The organism is Candidatus Cloacimonadota bacterium (genome assembly GCA_034722995.1).
In the GTDB taxonomy this organism is placed as follows: Bacteria; Cloacimonadota; Cloacimonadia; order JGIOTU-2; family JGIOTU-2; genus JAGMCF01.
The window spans coordinates 34,750-42,644 of sequence record JAYEOL010000056.1 but is presented as its reverse complement, the minus strand read 5'-3'; the positions used below and the strand labels follow the sequence as shown (position 1 = coordinate 42,644).

The following is a 7,895-nucleotide window of genomic DNA, read 5'->3' as shown; positions in this document are numbered from 1 at the left end:
AGACTGAAAGCTGAAAAGTATACAAAAATTAGGAAAATGGTTTTGATGCGATGAAAAATTAGTGTATGTACATAAATTGTAAAACTTGACTTATCTCAATGCATCGGGATGACTTAAGTTTGCTAGACTGAATAGAGGTTATGAAATTAATTTATGTAAAATTTGTTATGCAAAATACTATTGTATTGTCATTCCGCACTTGATGCGGAATCCAAAATCCTTTTCCCACTTTCGTGAGGGTAAGTATTTTACTGGATTCCCGATTGGATCGGGAATGACACTCGTTTTGGTAGAGCAAGCCGTAGCCAGAAAGGAAGTGAAATTAATTTTTGGCATATAAAATAAAACAAGAGGAAGGTAAAAATGATGAAACAAAATATTAATCCCGATAAAATGTGGAGAAAAATATTACTTATTGCAATTATTGTTGCATTTGCTTTTATACTTACATTCTGCTCAAAAAAGACCACCTCACCAGAAGAACAATTATTAGCACCAGCTAATTTGGAAATTACTTTAGTTGAAAATAACAAAATTCAACTTTCTTGGACAGATAATTCTACTAATGAAACAAAATTTCTTATTTCACGAAAAGTAGGAACATTTAACTGGCAAGATATTTTTGATGAAGTTGAAGCTAATATCACTTCGTTTCCAGATGTAATTCATACAACTTCAGATACAGTTTATTCATACAGAGTAAGAGCATTTGATGGAAACGATTATTCTGATTATTCCATTCCAGCCGGCTGGTTTGGAGAAATAGCTGCTCCGACAAATCTACAATTAGAACAAATTGCTCAAGATAGTATAAAACTAATATGGCAAGATAATAGCATTGGTGAACTTAATTTCCGCGTTGATAGAAAAATTGGTGACGCAGATTGGCAGGAGAACTATAAATTACTTGAACCAGACACTACAAGTTATATTGATTATAATCCATCTTTATACGATACTTGCTATTACAAAGTTTTTGCGGTTTGTGGAAATTCTTATTCTGATTCCACACAAAATTATTTTATCCCATTTTTACCAGCACCCTCCAATTTACAAATAGAACCTATTTCCGCAACTTCTATTAAACTTACATGGAAGGATAACTGCGAAAATGAAGATGGTTTTTGTGTTTATAAAAAAGAAGAAGGTAATGATTGGGATTCTACAAATATTCCAGCAGATACAGAAGAATGGACAGACCAAAATGTAATTCCAGGAATTATTAATTATTATAAACTCTGTGCTTATATCGGAGATGACCATTCGGGTTATATTGAAGCCGATATAAATAGTTTACCTGCACCGACAAATTTACAAATAGAACAATTAAATGTACATACTTTCAAATTAGATTGGGATGACAATAGTATTTTTGAACAAGGATATAAGATTGATAGAAAAATTGATGATGAAGAATGGGTAAATGAATTAGGTTATGTTGATTCCAATATTACTACATGGACTGATTCTACTGTTGGAAGGAATTATGAAGTTGTTTATTATAGAGTTTATGGATATTATGAAGAATACAACTCTACCAAAATTGAATCAAACAGTAATATTGTGTTTCCAGCGCCTTCAAACCTGCAATATGAAATATTATCTGTCAATTCAGTTAAATTAACCTGGAATGATAATAGTATTGGTGAAGAGGGATTTAAAATTGATAAAAAAGTATTAGATGGAGACTGGCAAATTGAATATACAATCCTTGATGAAAATACTACAGAATGGATAGATGAAAATGTAGACTTTTGTAATAATATTTATTATTGTTACAAAATTTATGCATTTTACGAAAATAATATTTCTTCTAAATCAGAGATGGAAGTATTTAACACATTCAAAAAAACCTTTGGTGGAAGTTCTTCTGATGGCGGCAGTTCAGTATCTCAGACTTATGATGGTGGTTTTATAATAACAGGTTGGACAAAGTCATATGGTGCAGGTAGAAATGATATATGGCTTATAAAGACAGATGCACTTGGCAATGAAGAATGGAATAAAACTTTTGGTGGAAGTAATACAGATGAGGGCTATTCAGTGTCTCAGACAGATGATGAAGGTTTTATAATAACAGGTAGGACATCCTCATACGGAGCAGGTGGTTATGATGTATGGTTGATAAAGACTGATGCACTTGGCGATGAAGAATGGAATAAAACTTTTGGTGGAATTGACTGGGATAGTGGTCAATCAGTATCTTACACTGAAGATGGCGGTTATATAATAACAGGATGGACACAATCCTACGGAGCAGGTGGTTATGATGTATGGCTTATAAAGACTGATGTAAATGGTAATGAGGAATGGAACAGAACATTTGGCGGAAGCTCAGATGATAGAGGCGAGTCAGTATCTCAGACTGATGACGGCGGTTTTATAATAACAGGTTCTACAGCTTCATATGGTTATGATGTTTGGCTTATAAAGACTGATGCAAATGGTAATGAAGAATGGAATAAAACCTTTGGTGGTGATTGTTGTGATTGTGGCAATTCAGTATCCCAGACTGTGGATGGTGGTTTTATAATAACAGGTTGGACAGCTTCATATGGTCATGATGTATGGCTTATCAAGACAAATGAAAATGGGAATGAAGAATGGAATAGAACCTTTGATGGGAATTCTAAAGATGAGGGCGAGTCAGTATCTCAGACTAATGATGGTGGTTTTATCATAATCGGTTCTACAGGATTACAAGAAGCAAGTGGAAGTGATATTTGGCTTATAAAGACAGATGCAATTGGCAATGAAGAATGGGACAAAACCTTTAGCGGAAGTTATATTGATTATGGCAAATCAGTATCTCAGACTAATGACGGTGGTTTTATCATAACAGGTTCTACAAAATCAACATATGACTATGATGTATGGCTTATCAAGACAGATGATGAAGGAAATGTTGAATAAATTGTTCGTATTTAAATTTAAGGAAAATAATGCATTAAATTTATGGCGGTTATAATAGGATTTGTTAGAAAACAGGGAAATTAATGATATTTGAAAATTTTATAATTAAAGGTTATTGGTGGTTACCCAATAATGAAACCCCAAAAGTTCCTGGTATATTGAAGGTATACCCTAATAGTATTATATTAGAATTATTTGGTTCTTTTAAAACCATTAAAGATTTTGGATTAAAAAGTTATGAAATAATTTTAGGACAAGATATTGATGGTAATTATATCACTTTATTTCAAACAAATGAGATTAGTGACTTTGAACCATTTTTTAAAGGCACAAATTTAAGTGTTAGATATGTATTTGTTGGGAAACACTTTAAACAAAAACGAGATATAAAATTTTCATCAGTAAGTATAAATTTTACTTATCTTGAGGATTGGCTATCTCAAAAACCTCTACTGGATAAAGTAAAATATAAAGAGGGTTACAAATTAGAAAAATATTTAATAAGTTATACTCCACCAGAAAATTATGAAGTAAAAATAAAGTCAATCAACTCAATTTTACAAATTACATATATATGTGAAAAAGTAAATGCAACTATACAAAATATTAATTTTCAATATTCTTCTAAATTTATATTAACTTCTGAACAACCTCAAAACTTTTATTGGTATAAAAAAAATATTAATATACTAAAAAAATTTTTGATTTTAGTAATTGGGTATCCTATTGAAAAAAAAAGTTATAAAGCATATGGTAATGAAAAATTGAATGAGGAAATTGTAATTTATGAAAGATCGTCTTTAAAGCCAAAAATAAGAGATAATATTCGCTCAGATTATATGCTTTTTTCTTTCCCTCAATTAGAAAATGAATTTGAAAATAGTTTGAATATATGGTTTGACTTAAGTAGTAAATTTGAAAATGTCTTTAAACTATTTTTTGAAATATTTTACGAATCTGTTATTAAACCAAATATGTATTTTTTGTCTTTATACTTTTCATTAGAAGGATTTATTAAACAAAAGTTTAATATAAAAAAAGATATAAAATATAAAGTTGATAAACTTTTAAATAATAAACCTTTTGATAAAATATTTAATGATTTTATCGTTGATAAAGAGAATTTTTCAAAAAAAGTTGAAGTTACTAGAGATTTTTTAGTTCATTCTAATAAAAAATCGGAGTATGTTGTAGAGAGTCCTATAGAATTATTTGATTTAAGTGAAAGAATAAGATTGATATTAACAGTTTACTTGTTTCATGAACTAAAAATTTCAATAGAAGATATAAATTCAGCACTCGATAGACACCAAAAATTTAAACGATTAAAACAACATAAATAATGCATTTTATGAAAAATCAAGAAGAGATAAATTTATTAGTAAAAAAAATCTTTCGCTGGTTTAGATATGCTATCTGAACCAGACATCTAATTGTATGGTTCAAGTTATCCCGATGAATATCGGGGAACCAGCAAAGGTAATGTAAATTGATTGAAATTTTTGATGAAAGTGTAAAAATATGAAACCCACATGTCAATCCCGACTTGTCGGGAACACAAAGGAGCATGAATCCCGATTTATCGGGAAGAGTTGTTGAATTTACCATATTTCTATTTTTTTTCTTTGTGTCTTCGTGTCCATTCTCCGTAGCAGTAGGACTGCTACTGCGAAGGATGAACCTTCGTGGTGAAAGGATTTTCTGATGAAAAACATAATACTACTCTGGAAATTAATCTTACTTAGAATTGCAAAGAAATGGGCTGTTAAATTTCTCTTGCCTGTTAATTATACGGTTAGCGTCACATATAGATGCAATTCAAGATGTAGAACCTGTAATATCTGGAAAATAAAATCTCCAGAACTTTCTTCTGAAGAGTATGCCAAAATTTTCAAAAAAATTGGCAAGTCAGTATATTGGGTAACAATAAGTGGCGGAGAACCATTCTTAAGAAAGGACCTCTTTGATATTGTTTATGCTATTTATAAATACTCAAAACCAAAGATTATAAACATCCCAACCAATGGGCTTTTATATAAAGAGATTCCAAAAGTTGTAAATAGAATTGCAAAAAATTGTCCCAAAAGCAACATAGTCATAAATGTTTCTATAGATGAGATTGGTGAAAAAGATGATGAAATAAGAGGTGTAAAAAATGCTTATGATTATGCAATAAGAACTGTTAAAGCTCTTCAAAAGCTAAATTCAGATAATGTAAATGTGGGAATCCATTCTGTAATATCAAAGTTTAATGTTGACGATTTTCAGCGAGTAGCTGGCACATTAATGGATTTTCACCCTGATTCATATATAACTGAAATTGCTGAAAACCGTGTAGAACTGGATACTATGGAATCTGACATCACACCATCTTTAATGAAGTATTCACAGGCAATTGATTTTTTGTTATATACAATTAAAAATACAAAATTTAGAGGTATGAATAAAATTACTCAAACATTTAGAATTGAATACTATAAGATGGTTAAAAAGATTTTAAAAGAACAGCGACAGATAATAAAATGTTATGCAGGAATTCTTTCTGTTCAAATTGTTCCAAATGGGGATGTTTGGCCCTGTTGTATCTTAGCAAAAGTAATTGGTAATATAAAGGATAGTAATTACAATTTCAAAAAGATATGGTTTAGGAACCCGAAATTGAAGGAAGAGAGAAATAAAATCAGAACTGAAAAGTGCTTTTGTCCATTAGCAAATGCTTCTTATACAAATATGCTAATGAATAATAAAATCTTATTTAAAGCAGCGTTAGGATTTTTCAGGAGATAATTACACTGGTTTTAAGTTCGTCATGGAGTGGTCCGTTCTTCGTAGTCCCGATGAAATCGGGACGAAGGATGAATCCATGACGACTCCTCGGACGATGAAAAACATTAAAATAGAAAGATATTTCTCTTTGGAAGAAGGAAATTTAATCCATACAGACTTTTTCCCAACCAATTCAGAGAAAGTGGCATTGGTTTTCCAAACCCCTGAAAAAGGTATGCTTGCTGAAAAAGCAATAACTTTGCTTGTTCAAGTTTTTAATGAATACTTCTATCAGGATGGATACGAAATAAAAGAGCGGCTACGAAAGACTGCCGTGGAAATGCATTGGAGACTTGCTGCATTTTTCAACAGAGAAAATCAGAAATTTGAAATCTCAACAGTAATTCTTATTATTAGAAATGATATTGTTTATGCAATTCAATTAGGAAGACTTGTCATTATATCTTATTCTGATAAGTTAGAATATATTGGATTTGATATTAATAAAATCTATGAGGAAAATTATGAACTTCCTATTTTAGGAATTAAAGAGTCTGAAATTCAGATTAAGACTTATGTTAAAAAAATAATAAAAGATACAAATATTGTTGTCTTGCCTGCTAAATTATCTGATGAGTTTAATATAAATATCTCTACAAAAAGTGATTTTGAAAATCAAATTTTCCAGCTAATTGAAAGTGAACAGAAACCTATATTAAAAATTGATATTTCACAAGGTTCTGGCAGATTACCTTATAAAAAAAAATTCAGAATTACTACCAAGGTATCTGCTATAGCTTTGGTAATTGTTATCATCATTGCTGGTTTCTATGTATTCTTTGGAAGGAAATGGGGACAGGGGACATTAAGTAGTGGCAAAGAATTTTTGGAAGAGAAGAAAAAATTAATTATTGACTACAGTGCTTTACTGCCAAAAATTCCCGCTCCAGAACTTGAACAAGATTGGGAGTGGACAACACCAGCTAATATCACCTTAAACCCAGTTTTTGATTCAGATAATATTTATTTAGTAAGCAACAAAACTTTTACTTGTATACGGAAAAACAGTTATAAACTTAAATGGAGTAAATCATTTCAAAACGCAATAATAAATATCAAACTGTTACGAGAAGAGAAAATATTACTGATAGATAAACAAGGAATGCAATATTTGATAGAAAAGGCAAAAGGTCACTTGTTATGGAAAAGAGAGGTTCCAATTCAAATTTCTAAAATAGAAAAGCAAACCCCGGAAATAATTGCTATTGATTATATCAGAGATGGTAGGCTGGAAGAGAACTATTATGTTGCTGTTAGTAAAAATAGAATGTTGATAATATCCGGTGAAAAAGGTAAAATGATTGCACAAAAAGATTTTCAACAAAATATAGACTTCATTTCTAAGTATGACTATGTTGAAAAATGTTTTTATTTAACCTTTGGGAAAAAGATATTAAAGATAAATGTAGTTTTAGGGTAGGAATCGTCATACGGTTGTAGGAAGAGCAGCGCAATCCCAGCAAACGCGGGGATAAACAATAACCGATTTGTTAAAAGAGGATAAAATATGGAACGCTCACAAGCTTTTGAGTTACTTAAAAAAAATGTAAAAAATAAAAATCTGCAGAGACATTGTCTTGCTGTAGAAGCAACGATGAAGCACTTTGCGCTATACTTTAATCAGGATAAAGAGAAATGGAGATTGGCTGGTCTGCTTCACGATTTAGATTATGAGAAAACGAAAGATGATTTCTCAAAACATGGTTTCACTTCTGTAGAAATGCTGAAACCGTATAATCTTGATGAAGAGGTTCTAAATGCTATCTGTTCACATTCGGGGCATATTGATAGAGTATCACTTATAGATAAAGTTCTTTATGCAGTAGATTCCCTAACTGGACTGATTGTTGCTTCGGCTTTAATGCATCCAGAAAAGAAAATTTCTGCTTTAGATACAAAGTTTGTTATGAGAAGATTCAAAGACAAAAGATTTGCAGCAGGAGCAAACCGCGAGCAGATTAAATCCTGTTCTGAATTTGATATGGAACTTGAGGATTTTATTTCTTACACTATTAAGGCAATGGCTGGAATAGAGGATATACTTGGGTTTTAATACTACTTTCATAGTTGAATCGGTCCAACCAATTCAACCAATTCAACCAGTTCAACCAGTTCAACCAGTTCAACCAGTTCAACCAGTTCAACCAGTTCAACCA

The 7,895-nt window shown here is 31.0% G+C and carries 5 protein-coding genes; all 5 read left to right on the top strand.

What is annotated here, in order from left to right; all coding sequences use genetic code 11:
• Window positions 1-363: 363 nt before the first annotated feature.
• Window positions 364-2,913 carry a hypothetical protein gene (locus U9R23_06765; protein ID MEA3476121.1) on the top strand — a complete coding sequence of 850 codons (2,550 nt, stop codon included), beginning with the start codon at window positions 364-366 and terminating at the stop codon, window positions 2,911-2,913.
• A gap of 83 nt (window positions 2,914-2,996) precedes the next feature.
• On the top strand, window positions 2,997-4,256 hold the full coding sequence (locus tag U9R23_06760; protein ID MEA3476120.1) for a hypothetical protein: 1,260 nt from the start codon (window positions 2,997-2,999) through the stop codon (window positions 4,254-4,256).
• A 361-nt stretch (window positions 4,257-4,617) separates the two neighbouring features.
• The gene (locus tag U9R23_06755; protein MEA3476119.1) at window positions 4,618-5,700 is read left to right on the top strand and encodes a radical SAM protein; all 1,083 of its coding nucleotides are present in this window, start codon (window positions 4,618-4,620) and stop codon (window positions 5,698-5,700) included.
• Between the two features lie 94 nt (window positions 5,701-5,794).
• Window positions 5,795-7,159, top strand: a complete 1,365-nt coding sequence (locus U9R23_06750; GenBank protein MEA3476118.1) for a hypothetical protein — start codon at window positions 5,795-5,797, stop codon at window positions 7,157-7,159.
• Window positions 7,160-7,246: 87 nt separating this feature from the next.
• Window positions 7,247-7,792 (top strand): HDIG domain-containing protein, encoded by a 546-nt coding sequence (locus tag U9R23_06745; protein ID MEA3476117.1) that lies wholly within the window; start codon window positions 7,247-7,249, stop codon window positions 7,790-7,792.
• The last annotated feature ends 103 nt before the right edge of the window (window positions 7,793-7,895 follow it).

Bases quoted from the DNA above. Each gene is read 5' to 3' on its own strand.
- U9R23_06765 (MEA3476121.1), top strand. From the start codon at position 364: ATGATGAAACAAAATATTAATCCCGATAAAATGTGGAGAAAAATATTA.
- U9R23_06760 (MEA3476120.1), top strand. From the start codon at position 2,997: ATGATATTTGAAAATTTTATAATTAAAGGTTATTGGTGGTTACCCAAT.
- U9R23_06755 (MEA3476119.1), top strand. From the start codon at position 4,618: ATGAAAAACATAATACTACTCTGGAAATTAATCTTACTTAGAATTGCA.
- U9R23_06750 (MEA3476118.1), top strand. From the start codon at position 5,795: ATGAAAAACATTAAAATAGAAAGATATTTCTCTTTGGAAGAAGGAAAT.
- U9R23_06745 (MEA3476117.1), top strand. From the start codon at position 7,247: ATGGAACGCTCACAAGCTTTTGAGTTACTTAAAAAAAATGTAAAAAAT.